At 36.8% G+C, this 19,578-nt stretch carries 15 protein-coding genes; 14 read left to right on the top strand and 1 reads right to left on the bottom strand.

Annotation, left to right across the window (positions count from 1 at the left end; all coding sequences use genetic code 11):
• The first annotated feature begins 2 nt into the window (after nt 1-2).
• From AC6IWN_RS01475 to AC6IWN_RS01505, 7 genes are all read left to right on the top strand, one after another.
• A complete protein-coding gene (locus AC6IWN_RS01475; RefSeq protein WP_497990362.1) occupies nt 3-1,085 on the top strand; it encodes a taurine ABC transporter substrate-binding protein in 1,083 nt (360 codons plus the stop codon).
• Nucleotides 1,086-1,132: 47 nt separating this feature from the next.
• Entirely contained in the window at nt 1,133-1,930 is a 798-nt protein-coding gene (locus AC6IWN_RS01480) for an ABC transporter ATP-binding protein (protein WP_497990363.1), read from the top strand.
• Between the two features lie 333 nt (nt 1,931-2,263).
• Complete coding sequence (locus AC6IWN_RS01485) at nt 2,264-3,580, top strand: ABC transporter substrate-binding protein (RefSeq protein ID WP_497990365.1); 1,317 nt, start codon at nt 2,264-2,266, stop codon at nt 3,578-3,580.
• Between the two features lie 207 nt (nt 3,581-3,787).
• Complete coding sequence (locus tag AC6IWN_RS01490) at nt 3,788-4,711, top strand: carbohydrate ABC transporter permease (protein WP_497990367.1); 924 nt, start codon at nt 3,788-3,790, stop codon at nt 4,709-4,711.
• A gap of 32 nt (nt 4,712-4,743) precedes the next feature.
• A complete protein-coding gene (locus AC6IWN_RS01495; RefSeq protein ID WP_497990369.1) occupies nt 4,744-5,574 on the top strand; it encodes a carbohydrate ABC transporter permease in 831 nt (276 codons plus the stop codon).
• 41 nt (nt 5,575-5,615) lie between these two features.
• Nucleotides 5,616-7,814, top strand: coding sequence for an alpha-galactosidase (locus tag AC6IWN_RS01500; protein WP_497990371.1), 2,199 nt, complete (start codon nt 5,616-5,618; stop codon nt 7,812-7,814).
• Nucleotides 7,815-7,867: 53 nt separating this feature from the next.
• Nucleotides 7,868-9,904 carry a methyl-accepting chemotaxis protein gene (locus tag AC6IWN_RS01505; RefSeq protein WP_497990373.1) on the top strand — a complete coding sequence of 679 codons (2,037 nt, stop codon included), beginning with the start codon at nt 7,868-7,870 and terminating at the stop codon, nt 9,902-9,904.
• A gap of 171 nt (nt 9,905-10,075) precedes the next feature.
• Here the strand turns inward: AC6IWN_RS01505 and AC6IWN_RS01510 are convergent, their stop codons facing one another.
• Nucleotides 10,076-10,981, bottom strand: a complete 906-nt coding sequence (locus AC6IWN_RS01510) for an AraC family transcriptional regulator (RefSeq protein ID WP_497990375.1) — start codon at nt 10,979-10,981, stop codon at nt 10,076-10,078.
• Between the two features lie 406 nt (nt 10,982-11,387).
• Here AC6IWN_RS01510 and AC6IWN_RS01515 point away from each other — a divergent pair, with 406 nt between their 5' ends.
• The 7 genes from AC6IWN_RS01515 (at nt 11,388) to AC6IWN_RS01545 (ending at nt 19,565) form a co-directional block, all read left to right on the top strand.
• Nucleotides 11,388-12,101 (top strand): IspD/TarI family cytidylyltransferase, encoded by a 714-nt coding sequence (locus tag AC6IWN_RS01515; protein WP_497990377.1) that lies wholly within the window; start codon nt 11,388-11,390, stop codon nt 12,099-12,101.
• Nucleotides 12,102-13,169: a galactitol-1-phosphate 5-dehydrogenase gene (locus AC6IWN_RS01520; protein WP_497990379.1), complete on the top strand. Its 1,068-nt coding sequence runs from the start codon at nt 12,102-12,104 to the stop codon at nt 13,167-13,169.
• A 21-nt stretch (nt 13,170-13,190) separates the two neighbouring features.
• Complete coding sequence (locus AC6IWN_RS01525; RefSeq protein WP_497990381.1) at nt 13,191-14,879, top strand: CDP-glycerol glycerophosphotransferase family protein; 1,689 nt, start codon at nt 13,191-13,193, stop codon at nt 14,877-14,879.
• 60 nt (nt 14,880-14,939) lie between these two features.
• Complete coding sequence (locus tag AC6IWN_RS01530) at nt 14,940-15,623, top strand: ribulose-phosphate 3-epimerase (protein ID WP_497990383.1); 684 nt, start codon at nt 14,940-14,942, stop codon at nt 15,621-15,623.
• A 561-nt stretch (nt 15,624-16,184) separates the two neighbouring features.
• A complete protein-coding gene (locus tag AC6IWN_RS01535) occupies nt 16,185-17,738 on the top strand; it encodes an amino acid adenylation domain-containing protein (protein WP_497990385.1) in 1,554 nt (517 codons plus the stop codon).
• Nucleotides 17,738-17,965 (top strand): phosphopantetheine-binding protein, encoded by a 228-nt coding sequence (locus AC6IWN_RS01540; protein ID WP_497990387.1) that lies wholly within the window; start codon nt 17,738-17,740, stop codon nt 17,963-17,965. The genes AC6IWN_RS01535 and AC6IWN_RS01540 overlap by 1 nt, the downstream gene beginning before the upstream one ends.
• Before the next feature lie 4 nt (nt 17,966-17,969).
• Nucleotides 17,970-19,565, top strand: coding sequence for an MBOAT family O-acyltransferase (locus AC6IWN_RS01545; protein ID WP_497990389.1), 1,596 nt, complete (start codon nt 17,970-17,972; stop codon nt 19,563-19,565).
• Nucleotides 19,566-19,578 lie beyond the last annotated feature (13 nt).

The raw sequence follows: 19,578 nt of genomic DNA on the forward strand, positions 1-19,578 counted from the left end.
TAATGAAGTTATTAAAAAAAGTTATAGTAATCGGATTGACATTAACAATGGGAGCACTTTTGGTAGCGTGTGGATCAAAGAATTCTTCAACAAATACAGATACGAAGCCGACAGGCATAACAGCAGGAGCAAAGGATATTACAAAGGATGCATTGCCTTCGGTAGTGAATATCGGTGTAATCGCGGGTGGTCCTGAATCTGCAATTCTAGTTCAAGAGAAATATCTCGAACAATTGGGAGTGAAGGCAAATATTGTTCAGTATAACGCAGGAACTGATATTAATAATGCAATCGTATCCGGTGATATAGATGTAGCATGCTTTGGATCCTCACCAATCGCGCTTGGTATCGCCAATGGCATTGGCTATAAAGCAGTATTTGTAAGCTACTTGGAGGGTGGTAATATTGAAGCACTTGTAGCGAAGAATAGTCTGAATGCAAAAAAGGTAGCTGATCTAAAGGGTAAGAAAATTGCAGCTCCATTTGGAACGACTTCACATTATGCCTTATTAAATACGTTAAAGCTTGGCGGTCTGTCCTCATCCGATGTCAAGATTTTGGATATGGGTGGTCAGGATATCGCAGCGGCTTGGTCTCGTGGTGATATCGATGCAGCATATATCTGGAGCCCTGCTTTAGATGAGTGCAAGAAAAATGATGGTACAATACTCACTAATGTAGGCGAATTGGCGAAGCAAGGGGTTATTATTCCTGAGATAGCGGTTGCTAGAACAGAATTTGCAAAACAATATCCTTCTATCGTAACAGCTTACGTAAAAGCTTTAATTAAAGTAAATGAACTTGTTAAATCAAATCCGGATCAAGCGACTAAGGATGTTGCAGCTTGGGAAGGCATCAGCGAAGAGAATGCGAAAGGGCAAGTTACAGATAATATCTGGGTGACTGGCCAAGAGCAGCTTACAGCAGATTATCTTGGAACAATAGGAAGTATAGGAAAGTTAGCAGATACATTAAAAACCATTGCTGATTTCCATGCGGAGCAAGGAAATATTGCGTCCGCTCCTGATTTATCAAAATTCCAGGAAGCAATTGATCCTTCCTTTGTTACGGAAGCTTTAAAATAAGCGGATGTAATTAGGAAAATCACTAAGAATAAGAGGATGTGTTGACTATGATGGTTGAAGAATTTTTTGAAACGAATAACGAATTGATTTCCATAGAGAATGTATCGCTAGTTTATGACAAGAAACCGGGGTCGGTTCCTGCAATTGAAGGAATTAATGTAAATATCTATCCGGGAGAGTTTATTTGTGTCATGGGACCAAGCGGTTGCGGAAAAAGTACAATACTGAATATTCTGGCCGGTTTTATTACCCAAACCAGTGGAAGTGTTAAGCTGAAGCAGAAGGAAATCAAGGGTATCGATTCAGACCGTGGTGTGGTATTTCAACAACCTCCACTATTTGAGTGGTTTTCCGTTCGTAAGAACATTGCTTTTGGACCAATGATGAAGAAAAAGCCAAAGGAAACGATGAATAAGGATGTCGAGGAATACCTTGAAAAGGTGGGATTGACGGAATTTGCCGATAAGAAGGTGTACGAATTATCCGGTGGAATGAAGCAGAGAGCTGCTATCGCCAGTGCACTGATCAATAATCCAGAGATATTATTAATGGATGAACCCTTTGGTGCACTAGATGCATTAACCAGAGAACAGATGCAGGCTTTAATTCGAAAAATCTGGTGGAATACCGGTAAGACGATCCTGTTTATCACTCATGACGTGGATGAGGCGTTGCTACTTGGTACGAGAATATTGGTTATGTCAAAACATCCTGGAAAAATTATAGCGGATATTCCTTCGGATTTTACGAAATCCTTCGTGCTGGATAATTCTGATGATATAAGATATACGGAGGGCTTTCATCAAAAAAGAAATCATATCCTACAATTAATTAATAACCAATAGGAATGATAGAATCTGCTAGAATTTAAAAACTCTATTTTAAAAGGTTAGTCATAAATATAAAGTATATAAAAGCTGTTTCAATACGTAAGCTCAGAATGAGAATGACAACGGTTCATTTTAGCTGGGATATGTAGGGAAACAGCTTTTTTGTGCACAATTAGCTTGACTTTTTATAGCATAATTGTTTTGCTATAGTTAATATATACAAAACAAAATTGTTATAACACATTTATACATATACATGTTACAAAAAACCATTCATTACAAAATGGAATGATGATAAGATGAAGACAGTTCAGAACTGAACACAAAAACTAGAGGAGGAAGCAATCTATGAAAAAGAAAATCTTAAGCGCTTTATTATGTCTAGTAATGGTTAGTACACTTATGGTGGGATGTGGTAAAGATGGTGGCTCAAAAGAAACAGATTCAAAGGCAACATCGGCACCGGGCGCAACAAAAGCACCGGACAATTCCGGTAAGGGAGTAACAATTACATACGGTCTTTGGGATTCAAATCAAGCAAAATTAATTCAAAAAATCGCAGATGATTTTGAGAAGGAATCAGGTATCCATGTTGAAATTCAGGTTAACGGATGGACTGACTATTGGACAGCATTAGAAGCAGCAGCTACAGGTGGATCCTTACCAGATACATTCTGGATGCATTCTAATAATATTAATTATTATGCATCAAATGATCAATTGTTAGATCTTACAAGCTATATTGAAAAGAGTGGTGGTGCTATTGATTTAAAGAACTACCCAGAAGGTTTAAATAAGATTTATAATTTGAATGGAAAACAATATGCTATTCCTAAGGATTACGATACGATTGGTCTGTGGTACAACAAAACTATGTTTGATAAAGCTGGTGTCGCTTACCCAACTGCAGATTGGACTTGGGATGATTTAAAAGCAGCAGCTAAGAAGTTAACAACAAAAGATCATAAGCAATACGGCGTTTTAGCACCTCTTCATGGTCAAGAAGGTTATTATAATTTTGTATATCAAAATGGCGGAACCATTGTAACAGCAGATAAGAAATCCGGTTATGATGATCCTAAGACAATCGAAGCAATGAAATATTACTTTGATTTATCAAAAGAAGGACTTTCTCCTAAGATTACAAATGATGCAGAAAGACAAGAAGCGTTCCAAAACGGATTAACCGCTATGGCATTCTTCGGTTCCTGGAATTTATCCGGTTTTGCTGCTAATGATTATATTGCTAAGAACTGTGATGTTACTGTACTTCCTAAGTCCAATAACGGTGGTCAGGCATCTATCTTTAACGGCCTTGGTAACTGTATCGCAGCAAATACAAAGCATCCAGAAGAATCCTGGAAATGGATTGAGTATTTAAGTAACGAAGCAGGACAGAAAAAGCAAGCTGAACTTGGTATTGCAATCTCTGCTTTTAACGGAACATCAGATGCATGGACAAAAGCATACCCTCAGTTTAATGTAAAATCATACTTAGATATGCTTAGCTATGCACAGATTAGACCTTACACCAATCAGACTAGTATATGGGAAGATAAAGCATTCGAGCTTTTAACCGATGCATATACTAAGGACGGAGATGTAGCGGCTGCATGTAAGAATGTTGCAAAAATGATGAATGATGCGATTGCACAAGAGAAGTAATTACGATAGAAACCTATCTTGATGCTCTGAGCTTCTAAGGGTTCGCGCTTAATGTGATGAACATTTTACATGAACGCAAATATTAATGTTACGGCAACCTTAATGGTTGCCGCAACTTTTAATAAGAAAATAGGTTTAATTCGTTGATCATGCTTCTGGCAAAATTGTGATATAAATACGTGACGAAATTTAAGGAGGTAGATGTAAGTGATAGAAAGTAAATATATCACCAGAAAAAAAAGGATTCCTAGGAATGTATTAAACGAATGGAAATGGGCCTACATAATGATTGCACCCACAATCATAGGATTAACGATATTAAATATCATCCCAATCTTTCAAACCATTTATTTAAGTTTCTTCAAAAGTGGCGCATTTGGTAAGGGTAATATATTTATAGGATTAGAAAATTATAAAAAGATGTTTGCGGATGTTCAAACCTGGTATGCTGTTCGAAATACATTGGTTTATACTTGTCTGGTGGTTCCAATCACGATAGCTATTGCGCTCGTAATCGCTGTTGTATTGAATAAAAAGATAAGAGGTAAAGGCTTATATAGAACATTATATTTTATACCAATGGTAGCAGCACCCGCGGCGGTAACGATGGTGTGGAGATGGTTATATAATAATAATTTTGGTTTCATAAACCATCTTTTATCTAATATAGGTATATCAAAAGTAAAATGGATCGAAGATCCACATATTGCGATGTATTCCGTTGCGGTAATCGGTATCTGGAGTACAATCGGTTATTGCATGGTAATTTTATTAGCAGGATTGCAAGAAATCCCTAAAGATTTTTATGAAGCGAGTGATATTGACGGCGCTTCACAGTGGAAGCAGTTTTTTAATATTACACTTCCGCTCGTTTCCCCGACTTTATTCTTCGTTGCAGTAACTAGTGTGATCACTGCAATGCAGGTATTCGATGTGATTTATATGATGATAGATGTCGCTAACCCGGCTTATAACAACACCGTGTCGCTAGTGTATCTATTCTATAATAATTCGTTCAAATATAGTAATAAAGGTTATGGTTCGGCTATAGTTGTTCTACTTCTGGCAATCATTATGGTAATAACCATTCTTCAGATGAGAGCGCAGAAAAAATGGGTTAAATATATGTAAGAAATGCTTTCTATAGCGGATTGGAGTTGAATATGAAAAAAAAGAAAATTCTTTCACATACATTGCTACATATCATTCTGTTAATGGGTGCAGTCATCATGGTTTTTCCGTTTCTTTGGATGGTATTGACCTCTTTAAAGACGGTAACAGAATCAACATCGATGAATCCTTATGTTTATCTTCCTAAGGTTGCGCAATGGCATAACTTTGTTGATGTGTGGAAAAGCAATGATTTTATACGTTTGTATTTTAATACATTTTCAATGATGGCTTTACGAGTATTTTGTGCAGTATTCTTTTCTGCGACTGCAGCCTATGCATTTGCAAGACTTAATTTTCCTGGCAAGAACATCCTCTTCGGACTGGTATTGTTTCAGATGATGATTCCGGTACAGATATTTATTGTTCCGCAATATCTTATGGTGGATGCTCTTAATATGAGAAATACGATCTTTGCATTAGTTTTCCCGGGTTTGGTTAGCGCATTCGGAACCTTTCTGCTTCGCCAATTCTTTATGGGCCTACCGAGAGAATTAGAGGAATCAGCAAGACTTGATGGCTGTAATATTTGGAAAACTTTTTGGAAGATCATGCTTCCGCTTACAAAGTCGGGATTGGTTGCACTTGCAATATTCACAGCATTGTTTGCATTCAAAGATTTAATGTGGCCATTGATTGTAAATAATAAGGCAGACGCAGCGACCTTATCCTCAGCATTGTCAAAGATTCAGAGTGCGTATTCCGTAAAATACCCGGAGTTAATGGCAGCATCCGTGTTGGCAATCTGGCCAATGATGTTAATCTATGTTATTTTCCAAAAGCAATTTATTGAAGGTATTGCAACAAGTGGAAGTAAATTGTAAAGTGGCGCAAAAGAACATAATCAAAACTGGAGGAAGATAATTTGGCTATCAAGTATAACGAAAAAGATAAAATATTTATTATAACAACGGACAATACATCTTATCAGATAAAGATTGGTCCTTATAACACATTATTACATCTGCATTATGGGAAGAAAATCGAAAGCAATCTTGACTATTTAATTAGAATGATAGACAGAAGTCATTGTTCTAATCCGAATGAAGCTGGTAAAGACAGATCCTTTTCTATGGACACCCAATTACAGGAATATTCTACATTTGGTATGGGCGATTATCGTATATCCTGTTTGGATGTAATTAACAAGGATGGAAGTTGTGCAGCAGATCTCAGGTATAAATCTCATAAGATAGAGCAGGGAAAGTACAGTTTGGAGAAATTACCTTCTGTGTATGAAACAGAGGATATCACCACTCAGACTTTAATTATTACCTGTGTGGATCAAGTTACCAACCTGGAGGTAGATCTGTATTATGGTGTGATTGAGGAGTATGATGTAATAACCCGTGCTGCGAAAATCAAAAACAAGGGTACGAACAAGATAAAGTTGACAAAAGCTTTCTCGACGTGTATCGATTTTCCTACCAATCATTTTGACTTAATTAACTTTTATGGAAAGCATTCTATGGAACGAGAGTTTGATCGTACACCGGTTAGTCATGCGAAGCTTTCAGTGGAAAGCATGCGTGGGTTAAGCAGTCTACAGCATAACCCATTTGTAATTTTAGCAGATAAATTTACGACAGAAACAACTGGAGAATGCTATGGATTTTCGTTTTTGTACAGCGGTAACTTTCAGGCGCAGGTAGAGGTGGATCAGATTGGCCAGACACGATTCGCAATGGGAATACATCCTTCATCCTTTTGTTATGAATTGGCATCTGGTGATGAGTTTGTAACACCGGAGGTTGCGATGAGCTACTCTTGCGTGGGATTGCAAAACTTATCACATAATTATCATAAATTAGTTCGCAATAATATATGCAGAGGAAAATATCAGCATGTAAGAAGACCGATTCTGATTAATAACTGGGAAGCAACCTATTTTGATTTTAACACGGAGAAATTAGTGCAAATCGCTAAGGAATCTGCAGAGTTAGGAATTGAAATGTTGGTAATGGATGATGGCTGGTTTGGTAATCGTAATGATGACTTCTCGGGTCTTGGGGACTGGGTAGTTAATACGGAAAAACTAGGTACAACACTGAAGGAGCTGACGGATCGCGTGAATGAGGTTGGCTGCAAGTTTGGTATTTGGTTTGAGCCTGAGATGGTGAATGAAGATAGTAATTTATACCGTAATCATCCAGATTGGTGTTTACATATACCCAACAGACCAAAGACGAGAGGTAGATATCAATTGGTTCTTGATCTCACAAGAGTAGATGTAAGGGAATATATCTATGCTTCAATATCATCTATTCTGAATAGTGCAAATATTGAGTACATAAAGTGGGATTTTAACCGAAGTATAGCGGAGGCTTGGTCTTCCATGAAGGATGAAAACCACCAGGGTCAGGTATTCCATGATTATATACTTGGGTTATATGAGATTCTGGAGCGACTAACCACGGATTATCCGGATATATTGTTTGAAGGCTGCTCTAGCGGCGGAGGACGATTTGATACAGGTATGTTGTATTATGTACCTCAGATTTGGTGTTCAGATAACACAGATGCCTTTGATCGTCTCAAGATTCAATATGGTACTTCGTTCGGATATCCAATCAGTTCGGTTGGAAGTCATGTATCCGCTGTACCGAATCATCAGAGTGGCAGAATAACCCCATTCCATACAAGAGGTGTGGTAGCGATGGCCGGAACCTTTGGTTATGAGCTGGATATTAATGCACTTACACATGAGGACAAGGAGCAAATTAAGGAACAGGTTGAAATATATAAGCGAAATTATAACTTGATTAATACCGGTGAATATTATCGCTTAAGCAGTCCGTATGACAATGATAACCATACATCATGGCAAATGGTCTCGCAGGATAAGGTTCATAGTCTGGTTAGTGTGGTTTTTCATCATGCGCATGGAAATTCTGATTTTTATAGCGTTTGTTTAAGAGGACTTGATGAAAATGCATATTATCAGGTAAATGGAGGAGAAACGAAATACACTGGAGCAGCTCTGATGTATGCAGGGCTTGTTCTTCCGAATCCTTGGGGAGATTATGAGTCATATCAGTTTGAGATAAAGATGTGCGGAGAATAACGAATGATTACCTGTTCGAAACGCTCGAAACTCAAAAACCCAGGAGGTTACGAATGATGAAGATCCGGAGTAAATTAATCTTAATATTTCTTATACCCGTTGTATTGATAATGCTGTTGGGATGGATATCTTATCAACAATCAGCGAATGGTTTGTATAAAAAATATGAGAGTTCAGCAGTAACGGATGTAGATATGCTGGGAAGTTATCTGACTTTAGGGTTTCAGACAGTAGAATCAAAGGCAAATGTTCTTGTTTCCGATAACGATATAAAACGGTATTATTCCGGGTATTACGACAATGAAACAGTAGACAAATTATCCACCTATAAGGATATCCAAGCATATATATTCTCGAACGTAATCTCAGAATGGTATATCAAAAACATATATATGTTTGGTAAATCCGGTGACGGAATTGCTACTGAGGGCACAATTCGTAAAATAAAGTATGAGGAGTTCATAAAATCGGATTTAGCTAAGAAATTGGAGGGTACTAAAGATAAGGGCATATGGATTGGTTCTCATCCGGAACTTGATCAGCAACTAGGCAAGAGTCAAGACAACTATTGCACCAGTTATATCAGTAGCTTTAGCTATAATTTGAACAAAGAGAAAATTGGATATGTGGTTATTGATATTCCGGGTGATTTTGTAACTAATGCGCTAAAGAAGATGGATTTGGCGAAGGGCAGTTTCGCTGGGTATATCGTAAATAATGAAAAAGAAATAATTAGAGGCGCTGAAAAAGGGAAATTTGAATTTACCAAGCAGTCCTTTTATAAAGCTACCCAGACAGCCAAAAGCAAGACCGGTAAAAAATACGTAAATTATGATGGTAAGGAGTATCTATTTATTTATCATAAATTAGATACCGGTAACAGCACCCTATGTGTTATGATTCCGAAAGATCAAATTTTTGCGCAAGCGAGTAATATTGGAAAAACTACGGTAATTATCGTAATCATTGCAAGTGTTATAGCAATACTGACTGGCACACTAGTTGCAATGGATATCAGTGGAGTGATTTCTAAGATAAATGTAGTAATGTACTCAGCCTCGAAGGGGGATCTTACAAACAAAGTCAAGGTAACAAGAAAAGATGAATTTAACACGCTTGCAGGAAATGTGAATCATATGATTGACAGTATGATGTCGCTGCTCTATAAGATGAAGGATGTGAGTGGTGCGGTGTCCGCATCGACCCAGAATATCGGCAGTAATTCAGAGAAGATGTTAAATGGTACACAGACCATCCTTACCGGAATTGAGGAGATGGAGAATGGCATCATACATCAGGCGGAGGATGCGCAACAATGTTTGGAGGAAATGTTTGTATTAGCGGATGATATAAACCAAGCATATACAAAAGCTGTCGAAGTTGAGGAGATATCCGGGAATACGAATGAGATAATATCGCAGGGCATTCGGATTATGAATCAATTGAGCAGTAAAATGAATGATACCTCCGAGATTACGAAGGTTGTAATTCAAGATATAGAAAACTTGGAGGTACAATCCAAATCCATTAACAGCATTATTAGTACCATTAATAATATAGCAGACCAAACAAAGCTACTAAGCTTGAATGCTTCTATTGAAGCTGCTAGAGCAGGGGAAGCCGGAAAAGGATTTGCAGTTGTAGCGGAGGAGATTCGTAAGCTTGCGAATCAATCAAATGAAGCAGTTATGAAGATAGACCAGATTACAGGATTGATTCAAAAACAGACAAAAATAACGGTAAAATCAGCCAAGCAGGCAGAGAATATTGTGACAAGTCAGGAGAATGCACTCTCTGAATCCGTGGATACCTTTAATCAGATTAAAACACGGGTAGATAAACTGACTGGTAATATCAAACAAATCACATTATTAATCAATAATATGGAGAACTATAAGAATAATACGTTGCGGTCAGTTGAGAGTATCTCATCCACACTGGAAGAAACAACTGCTGTGGCAGGAGAGTTTGGGAATACAGCAAGGGATCAGATGAAGGCAGTGGAAGTCCTAGGTTCGGCTACGAAGGGACTAGAAGAGAATGCAGAGTATCTTCAAAATTCTGTCAATGTATTTAAACTAATGGATTAATGGATTAATGTAATATTATTTGTATCAACAGGGGTTATAGAATAAAAACATGGGCAAAGTGCAAAATTCAATCTTGATTATGCACGAGCCCATGTTTTGTATATACGAGTATTGTATTTATTTACCCTAGGCAGAACGCGCTCGGCGCGAGAATGTGCCAAGGCACATTCCTTATTCTTGGGTTTTTATATGAATGTCTTTATCAGAAGTTTCTAAATTCTCTACAAGATTTCGATAATTTGTCGGGTTAATCCCATAGGCTTTCTTGAAGGCCTTTGAAAAGTTCAATGCATCAGTATAACCCACTTTATTCGCAATTTCGCTGACAGGAAGATTGGTATTCTTTAATAATAAACTTGCTTGGTTCATTCGGTAGTTAAAAATGTATTCCTGAGGAGACATGTTCAGAACACTTTTAAAGCAATTCGTTAAGTAAGAACGATTTATTCCGATGTAGTCAGCAATACCCTGCACCTTAATATTTTTATAATAGTTGTGTTCGATATACTCCAAGGTATGGTCTACATAAACCTGAAAGGAGTAATCATGAACTTCTTCTATATTATTTGACAACTGTCTATCTTGAATAAGAGAAGAGACAAATTGATATAAGTAACCCTCTCTTGCTAAATCATTTGCATAAGTCAGTTGGCTGGATGCAAGCATTCCGTTGATATGATTGATAAATGGTTCCACATTTTGAATCTGTACAACAGGGTTTTCTCTTGAAAAATGAGCGTGCTTTAAGGATGTTTCAGCCTTAATGCCGTTAAAACCTACCCAGATATATGTCCATGGATCATCCTCGCTGGCATGATAGTAGGTAGAAACACCGGGGTAGATAAGGAATGCAGAATTAGGGCCGATATCATATGTTTTGCTGTCAACCGTATAAAAGCCTTTGCCGCTTAATACGATATGTACCAGGTACTCTGTTCTGATTTCGGGACCATAAGCATGTCCTGAGCTACAAATATGTGAACCGCAGTAGCATAAATATAAATCCAGTGAATCCTTTTTAAATAATTCCAGACATTTATAGCGTGCTGAGTTGGTATATTTTGCGTTCGTTTGCATGTCTGATCTCCTTTCAATTTGCCATATGACTATCACATTGGCTACGGCACTACGTAAATCATTGTTTGAGAAATATCCTTATAATAATGTTATCAAATTTACAACTATGTGTCTATAAATAAATCGCTAATTTGGACAGGATATTACTACATTCCAAGGTCGGACATTCACTATTGACAAAAAAGGTGCGTGTGATATAATAGCGATGTTATAAGGTGGGTTTTTGTGCCACTTAGTGTATTTTTCGCAACCGCACGAGAGCTCAAGTGTCAGCTTGCTGGCACCTTGTTCTTTTTTTGGGGTTTTTCGCTTTTGATAACATGAATGAAACGGTTATAGATAGGGAAGAATTAATAATATTTTTTGTATGCATAAGATAACGTTTTAATGTGAAGGAGAGAGTATAATGATTTACGGTGCAATGCTGGCAGGCGGTAGTGGAACAAGAATAAAGTCTTCAACAATACCAAAGCAGTTTATTGAAATTAATGGATGTCCAATTATTTTATATACATTGAAAAATATGCTTTTAGTTGATCGATTTGATTATATTTATATAGCAGTTCACAAGGATTATCAGCAGTACATGCAGGATATGGTTAATAAATTTATCAAAGAGAAAGAAAAAATTAAAATCATCCTAGGTGGAAAAGAGCGTATCGATACAATCAACAATGTTACAGTAGCCATTGTAGAAGATAACGGCTTGAACGAGGATGATATTATTGTAATACATGACGCCGTAAGACCTTTTGTTACGACGAAGATATTAAATGATAGTATTGATTGTGCAGGGAAGCATGGTGCTGTTGTAACGGCGTTACCAGCCAGTGATACAATTATACACTCTGTTGATAAGGTTACTGTTAGTGAGATACCAAACAGGTCCATCGTATTCCAAGGACAAGCACCGGATAGCTTCAATTTGAAATTATTAATCGATATGGAGAATAACCTTACGGAGGAACAAAGAAAAATAATTACAGGAACCTCTCAAATTTGCACCTTTAATAATAAAACTTTGTATTTAATTGAAGGAGATGCGATTAACTTTAAGATAACAACTGACAGTGATTTGGTCATTGTTAGGAACATAATTAATAAAGAAATCGAGGAATAAATGATGAAGACTATGATTGAGATACCTAATAAAATGAAAGCACTCGTTTTACATGGCGTTGGAAACCTCACTTTAGATGAAGTTGACGTACCTAAGCTGGAAGAAGGTACGGTTCTCGTAAAGATTATGGCAAGCGGTATATGCTCTAGTGATATAGATCGAGTGTTTTTAAATGGAACTTACCATTTCCCTACTATTCCTGGACATGAGTTTTCCGGCCAGATCGTTGCGGTTGGTGATGGCGTTGATGAAGCACTTTTGGGAAGAAAGACCTGTGTATTTCCACTATTACCATGCAGAAAATGTAAAGCATGTGAGATAGAAGAATATGCACAGTGTTCTAGCTATAGTTATTTTGGTTCCAGATGCGATGGCGGTTTTGCTGAGTATCTTGTCGTTCCTGTTTGGAATCTGGTACCTTTTGATGATTCCATTCCTTATGATACAGCAGCACTTTGTGAGCCATCTGCAGTAAGCTTACATGCAATCAATATAGGAAAAATCAAGGAAGGACAAACAGTAGCAGTAGTTGGCACCGGAACAATCGGATTTTTAATTGCTTTATTTGCAAAACAGAAAGCATCCAAGGTTATTATGTGCGGTCGTTCCGAAGATAAATTACAGCTTGCACACTCCTTAGGACTAGAAGCAGTAAATCTTAAGGAATCTAATTATTTGGATCGTATCAAGGAACTTACGGGATCTGATGGTGTTGATGTGAGCTTTGAAGCGGTTGGAGCAAATGATGCGATTGAATCTGCAATCTCAGTGACAGGAGCACTTGGAAGAGTTATATTAGTAGGTAATCCACATGCTGATTTGACTTTACCGAAGAATGTATATTGGTCTGTGCTTAGAAAGCAACTCACATTACTTGGATCTTGGAATTCAAATTACAATAGCAAAATTAATGATTGGGCTAAAGCAATGGAAGTCTTTAAGAGCGGTAACCTGGGACTTGAAAAACTCATTACCCACAAATATAAGCTTGAAGAATACGAAGCAGCTTTTGACCTTATTAAAAATAACGAAGAATTTACATTAAAGGTGATTTTCACGTTAAATTAGTGGGTTAAAGGAGTAATAATAATGTTAGCTTTAGAAGCAGAACAAATGGGTAAGAAATGTGCCATCATCACGAATATATATTTTAAGAGAATTATATTGCATATTGAAGGTGAGTTAATAAACTTTGATCCGTCACAAAAAATCGGAGCAAAGTTTGTCACTATGGATAAGCGTATTACAATAAAACCTCAGCATTTTGATATTCAAGGGAATAAATTTAAGATAACCATGAATGTGTTAAGTGCGAATCAGCAAATGCCGATTGATACCGGTAGCTACACCCTTACTCTATTCGATAAGTCAAATAAATCGAAACAAAAGCAGCAAGAGATATATCACGCTTACTTATCAGAAGGATTTCCTCATGAAATTAGTGATGAGAAAGACAATTCAATCAATCTTCAGATATATAAGAGTGCAGGTCACTTGTTTTATTGCTTTTCAAAAATCGACTTAGATACGGATGAATATTACATCGATGTGACATATAAGTATCCAAAACCATCGAAGATGTTTTTAGCAAAGATGGTAAGTAAAGGTAAAAAACAAATTAAAGAAGGCATGCGGGCTTTATTTGCTTTGAAGCAGTATATATTCTACAAAATGTATTATTTTTGGAGTAAGCATGCGAAACGCAAAGGGAATGTTATATTCTTCACTTCGGCCTCCAGAGCAGAAATTGGTGGTAATGAAGAATGTATCTATAATAGAATGGTCGAACGCGGACTTGATAAGGATTATAAATTCCGCTTTGATTTTAAACCGAGTATCAATAAGAGCAGGAATCTGTTTAAAAAGATAAAATTCACATACTTTCTTGCTACATCAGATATAATAATCATTGATGACTATTATCCAGAGATTTACCGAGTGGATTATCCGGAATCTGTAAAGGTGATTCAAGTTTGGCATGCATGTGGTGCGTTTAAATCCTTAGGATTAGAGCGTATGGGAAAACCGGGTGCTCCGGCTTTGAATACGCGCGTTCATAAGTGCTACACCCATGTGCCGGTGAGTTCCCATCATTCGGCAATGCATCATGCGGAGGCATTTGGTATTGATGAGAAGAAGTTCTACCCGGTAGGTATTCCGAGAACGGATATTTTCTTTGAAGAAGAATACAAGACGGATGTTGTAAAAAGAATGTATCAGGAATTTCCGCAGGCAAAAAAGGCGAATAAGGTTTATCTTTACGCACCAACCTTCCGAGGGGATAATGCTGTTAATGCTTATTTTCCGTATGATAAACTTGATTTATATAGGTTGGGTGACTTCTGTAAGGAGACCAACTCAGTATTCATCTTAAAGATGCATCCGTTTGTTGCAAGCGGAATGGTAATACCGGAGGAATATAAAGAGTATATTATTGATGCTACATCCTATCGTGAAGTGAATGATATATTGTTTATCGTAGATTTTCTTATCACAGATTATTCATCTATTATCTATGAGTTTTCTTTGCTTAGAAGACCAATGCTGTTCTTTGCGTTCGATCAGAGAATGTATGAGGCGACCAGAGATTTTTATGAACCTTATGAAGATATCGTACCTGGTAAGATTGTGAAGACATTTGATGATTTGATGAATGCAATCAGGAATGAAGAATTTGATTATGAAAAGTTAGATCAATTTGTAAAGAAGAATTTCACTTATACGGATGGTAAAGCAACAGATCGTGTAATAGATCGATTAATTATAGGGAAAAAATAACTTGAAGTTAATTGCTGATGGGTGATGATCTGTTCACCGCCCGTGGAAAGGAATAGTCATATGCAAAAGGATAAAGGACAGATTTCGGTATCCATGATGTGTGTAGATATCGCAAATACAAAGGAATATGTCGAAGTATTTGAAAAAAATAACATAGAGTACTTCCATATCGATGTTATGGATGGAACCTTTGTACCTAATATCACACTGGGCACCGATTACGTGAAACAACTGAGAAGACTGACCACTACTCCATTTGATTTTCATTTTATGGTTGAGGAACCGGAAGTTAAAATGAAATGGTTTGAGATTAAACAGGGCGACTATGTAGCAGTGCATTATGAAAGTACAAAACATATTATTAAGTGTTTGCAATACATTATTGATCTTGGTGCAAAACCAATCCTTGCAATTAATCCCGGTACCCCAATTAATGTGATTGAAGAATGCCTATCTTATCTGAATGGAATTCTCATCATGAGTGTAAATCCAGGATTTGCAGGACAAAAGTTGGTGCCTAATACCGTAGGCAAGGTAAAAAGATTAAAAGAGTATTTGGTACAGGCAGGCTATGACAATATTATCATAGAGACAGATGGTAATATGTCCAATGAGAATGCAAAATTATTCTATGAGGCAGGTGCGGATATATTCGTAGCCGGAACCTCCAGTCTTATAAAACCTGAGATTGATGGTATAGAGGATAGAATTACTGCCATGAGGCAAGTAATCGGCTATAAATAATAGTCCCGGGTAAGAATGTTACACTTTAGCGGAATGGATACATCAGTCAAAATAACAGAAAATGAAAAGCGTGTGAATTATTATTCCATATAAGAGAGTTAATCTCGATTGGAGAATGATTCACACGCTTTTATTTTATAAAAACCCAAGTGATAAGTTTATGTATCGTATCGAATAGAAATTTTTTCAGCCGTATAATTAACGGAAGGGGCGGGAAGAATACAGAGGTTATAATGGTAGTTATATACAGTATAAGTTATAAATGTAAAAATCATTGAAAATACCTATCACATGGATTATAATGACAGTTGGAATTAGGATATAGGTGACAAATATGTTAATAAGAGGTAAATTTATCATAGTATTAGGAGTATTAACATGGCAATTTGTACTGATATTCAAATTTGTGTGTATTGTCATCATGGAGCAGACTTTATAGCAATTCCCAGTGAAGTAGCTCATTTTTAATCAAGAACTAACGTAGAGTTTGAAAATTCCGGTAATGCAGTTGATTAGCGGATTAGTGTACAGTGGAGTATCATTAAAAAGAGAATATCAAGAATGGATATATATGAAATCGGAGAGGTTATTATGCAGACGAATGTATTAGAGTACTTAGAAAAAACAGTGAAAGAAGTTCCGGATAAAGTAGCATTCGGAGATGACTTGGTTGAGATTACCTTCAGACAATTTTATGACCAATGTAGGGCGATTGGAAGTCTTCTTGCAAATAGTGGGATATACAAAGAACCTGTGATGATATTTATGGATAAATCTCCTTGTACATTGGTTGCATTTTTTGGAACGATCTATAGCGGCAACTTTTATGTGCCGATTGATGAAGAGATGCCCCAAAGACGCGTGGAATTAATCATTGAGAATACGAAGGCAAGAGTGTTCATCTGTACAGAAAACACGGTCGATAAAGTAAAGAAGATGGGATTTCAAGGCAAGATCATATTGTTTGATGAGATAGTAACAACAGAGATAGATCAAGAGAAACTAAATCATATTCGTGCAAATGCACTTGATATAGATCCGATCTATGTTTTATTTACTTCGGGATCCACCGGTATACCGAAAGGAGTGGTGGGACATCATCGAGGAGTTATCGACTATATTGAGAATTTATCAGAAGTATTGGGTTTTGGCAGGGATACGGTGTTTGGTAACCAGTCCCCGCTTTATTTTGATGCCTGTATGAAGGAGATATATCCGACAATGAAATATGGAGCCACGACCTATCTGATTCCAAAACAGTTGTTTATGTTTCCGGTTAAATTAGTGGAATTTATGAATCAGAAGCAAATCAATACGGTTTGTTGGGTGGTATCTGCATTGACGATGATATCTACCTTTGGCACATTTGATATCATCAAACCTGAATTTTTACATACGATAGCATTCGGGAGCGAGGTGTTTCCGATTAAACAATATAATCTATGGAAGAGAAATCTACCAAACGCATCCTTTACAAATCTATATGGTCCTACGGAAGCAACTGGCATGAGCTGTTACTACAAGTTAAATAGAGAGTTTGATATGAATGAGGTTATACCGATTGGACAGCCATTTCGTAATACCCAAATCATATTGTTAAGAGATGATGGGAAGAGTGTTCCCAAAGGTGAAGTCGGAGAGATATGCATCAGGGGAACTTGTTTAACACATGGATATTATGGGAATGAAGAGAAGACGAAGGAAGTCTTTGTTCAAAATCCGTTAAATCCATATTTTCCTGATTTGATTTATCGCACAGGGGATCTGGGTAAATATGATGAAGATGATCAATTGATTTTTATATCCAGAAAAGATTATCAGATAAAGCATATGGGTCACCGAATCGAGTTGGGAGAAATTGAAGCGAATGTTACACTTGAAGATCAGGTTAAGGCAGCTTGCTGTATATTTATAAAGGAGACCGGTAAAATCGTACTTTTTTATGTTGGTGAGATAACAAAAAAAGAATTATCAATATTCTTAAAAGAGAAGCTTCCAAGGTATATGTTACCGAATACGATTATCCAACTAGAACGATTACCATTAACACCGAACGGAAAGATGAATCGGATAGAGATGGAGAGTATTTATAAAAAAGAGAAGGAGAAAAGATAATGGATACGATTTTAGAAATATTGGAGGAACTACATTCGGATATTGATTTTATGAAAGAGGATAGGCTAGTGGATCACAAGATTCTTGACTCATTTGATTTGGTAACACTAGTATCCGAGTTGGGAGAGGCCTTTGATGTTGAAATTACAGCGAAAGATTTTGTACCTGAAAACTTTAACTCAGTTAAATCCATGCATTTAATGGTAGAAAGATTATTGGAAGAATAGAACTATGCTGTTTACATCATATAACTTCGTTGGTTTTATCCTAGTGTTGATTATTCTATACTATACAATTCCTAAGCGGTTCCAGTGGATACTACTGCTGGGAGCCAGCTACCTGTTTTACTTTTTTGCAGGCTCGTTTTATCCATTATTTATCTTTTTTACCTCGCTTACAACCTATTTCATTGCAAGAAAAATGGATCAGATCAAAGAGGTAAAAAAGGAATATATCTCACAACATAAAAGTGAATTAACCAGGGATCAGAGAAAAGAATACAATAAGCAAATGAATAACAGGCGCAAAAAATGGATGTTGCTATGCTTGCTGCTGAACTTTGGGATATTGGCTTTTCTAAAATATACGAATTTTGCGATTGATAACCTTAACTCAGTACTAGGAATGATCCATTCGTCTAAGCAATTCGATGCGATGGATATCATATTGCCTATGGGTATATCCTTTTATACCTTCCAGTCAATGTCTTATCTAATTGACGTGTATTGGGAGAAAACCTCTGCACAGCGAAACTTTTTTAAGTATGCATTGTTTGTGTCGTTTTTCCCGCAATTGATTCAAGGACCAATCAGCAGATATAATGATTTATCCAAAACTTTATTTGAAAAGCATGCATTTGATTGGAATAATTTTAAAACAGGACTTATCAGAGTTCTATGGGGATTGTTTAAAAAGCTTATTATCGCAGATCGAATTCTGGCTGCAGTACAGTCTTTGATTGAGTCGCCGGATTATTATAACGGTGCATTCGTGCTGTTGCTCATTATATTCTATGGAATTGAATTATATGCTGATTTTACCGGTGGTATCGATATTACAATCGGTATTGCGCAGATGCTAGGAATCAAAGTTGCCGAGAATTTTGAGAGACCATTTTTCTCAAAGAATATTGCAGAATATTGGAGAAGATGGCATATCACGATGGGTACCTGGTTCAAGGATTATGTTTTTTATCCGTTAAGTATCAGTGGCTGGATGAAAAAAATAACCTCGTTTAGTAAGAATCACTTCGGAAAAGGTGCTTCCAAGAGAGTGCCAATTTACATCGCAACGATGATAACATGGTTTGCTACCGGCATATGGCACGGAGCAAACTGGAATTTTATAGTATGGGGTTTGATGAACGGTGTAGTTATATTGGTATCCCAAGAATTTAATCCGTTGTATGAAAAGTTTCATCATCGATTTCCTACACTGACCAAGTCGCGTCCTTATGATGGCTTTCAGGTGATAAGAACCTTTTTGCTGATGGGATCTTTGCGATTGTTTGATTGCTACCGAGATGTGAAAACAACTTTCGTTATGTTTTTTACAATGTTTACTCAGCTTAATCCATTGGCGATAACAAGAAAGGAATTATTAGATCTAGGATTGACAATGACGGACTATGCAATCGTTGGTGTAGGCGTTGTAACAATGTTTACTGTGAGTATGCTTGGAAGAAGCGGAAGTGTGAGAATGAAGCTAAATAGCAGACCTTATATTCTTCGTTATGCAATTTATGTTGGTTTGGTGTATGCTGTATTGCTACTTGGTGCATATAGCATCGGATATGATGCGACTCAATTCATTTACAATCAGTTCTAATGAAGCACTGACA

Source organism: Variimorphobacter sp. HTMS_6, from assembly GCF_059717775.1.

What these genes read in the sequence shown, in the direction of transcription:
- AC6IWN_RS01530 (WP_497990383.1), top strand. Translation starts at nt 14,940, where the DNA reads ATGCAAAAGGATAAAGGACAGATTTCGGTATCCATGATGTGTGTAGAT.
- AC6IWN_RS01495 (WP_497990369.1), top strand. Translation starts at nt 4,744, where the DNA reads ATGAAAAAAAAGAAAATTCTTTCACATACATTGCTACATATCATTCTG.
- AC6IWN_RS01540 (WP_497990387.1), top strand. Translation starts at nt 17,738, where the DNA reads ATGGATACGATTTTAGAAATATTGGAGGAACTACATTCGGATATTGAT.
- AC6IWN_RS01525 (WP_497990381.1), top strand. Translation starts at nt 13,191, where the DNA reads ATGTTAGCTTTAGAAGCAGAACAAATGGGTAAGAAATGTGCCATCATC.
- AC6IWN_RS01545 (WP_497990389.1), top strand. Translation starts at nt 17,970, where the DNA reads ATGCTGTTTACATCATATAACTTCGTTGGTTTTATCCTAGTGTTGATT.
- AC6IWN_RS01520 (WP_497990379.1), top strand. Translation starts at nt 12,102, where the DNA reads ATGATGAAGACTATGATTGAGATACCTAATAAAATGAAAGCACTCGTT.
- AC6IWN_RS01535 (WP_497990385.1), top strand. Translation starts at nt 16,185, where the DNA reads ATGGATATATATGAAATCGGAGAGGTTATTATGCAGACGAATGTATTA.
- AC6IWN_RS01475 (WP_497990362.1), top strand. Translation starts at nt 3, where the DNA reads ATGAAGTTATTAAAAAAAGTTATAGTAATCGGATTGACATTAACAATG.
- AC6IWN_RS01480 (WP_497990363.1), top strand. Translation starts at nt 1,133, where the DNA reads ATGATGGTTGAAGAATTTTTTGAAACGAATAACGAATTGATTTCCATA.
- AC6IWN_RS01505 (WP_497990373.1), top strand. Translation starts at nt 7,868, where the DNA reads ATGATGAAGATCCGGAGTAAATTAATCTTAATATTTCTTATACCCGTT.
- AC6IWN_RS01515 (WP_497990377.1), top strand. Translation starts at nt 11,388, where the DNA reads ATGATTTACGGTGCAATGCTGGCAGGCGGTAGTGGAACAAGAATAAAG.
- AC6IWN_RS01510 (WP_497990375.1), bottom strand. Translation starts at nt 10,981, where the DNA reads ATGCAAACGAACGCAAAATATACCAACTCAGCACGCTATAAATGTCTG.
- AC6IWN_RS01485 (WP_497990365.1), top strand. Translation starts at nt 2,264, where the DNA reads ATGAAAAAGAAAATCTTAAGCGCTTTATTATGTCTAGTAATGGTTAGT.